The sequence below is a fragment of the Cellulomonas sp. P4_A2 genome (assembly GCF_056402515.1).
In genome coordinates this window covers 1-352 of record NZ_JBFUHG010000263.1, presented here as the reverse complement: position 1 = coordinate 352, position 352 = coordinate 1, and the positions used below count along the sequence as shown (strand labels likewise).

The window sequence follows — 352 nt, the reverse complement described above, 5'->3', positions numbered from 1 at the left end:
GCACTACGAGAACTGTTCACCCACGGCCACCACTCCACCCCGCCGGACAACTCCACCCCGCCGGGTGACTCCAGCCGCTCCGGCGCTTGAGCACAGGGCGGCCGCCGGACGGCCCCGGTGCCCGCAGCTAACCCAGCCGGTTCACGAACTCCCCCACCGCCACCCGCACATCCCGCGCGGTCCACTCCAGCCCCGCCTCCGACACAGTGACCTCCGTGTAGGACACCCCGGGCGGTCCCGCCGAAGCCGGGTGCCACCTGCGGAAGAGCGCCACGCCCGTCTCCTCCGCCTGCCGTACCGCCGCCTCGGTCAGGGCCTCCGCCCCGTACGGCAGCCATACCTGGAACTGGTG

The 352-nt window shown here is 73.0% G+C and carries 1 protein-coding gene; it reads right to left on the bottom strand.

Features of this window, described 5'->3' with window-relative positions; all coding sequences use genetic code 11:
- Positions 1 to 127 precede the first annotated feature (127 nt).
- Positions 128 to 352 (bottom strand): hypothetical protein (locus AC1DUE_RS20990; RefSeq protein WP_477041320.1); only part of this gene is annotated, 225 nt, incomplete at its 5' end.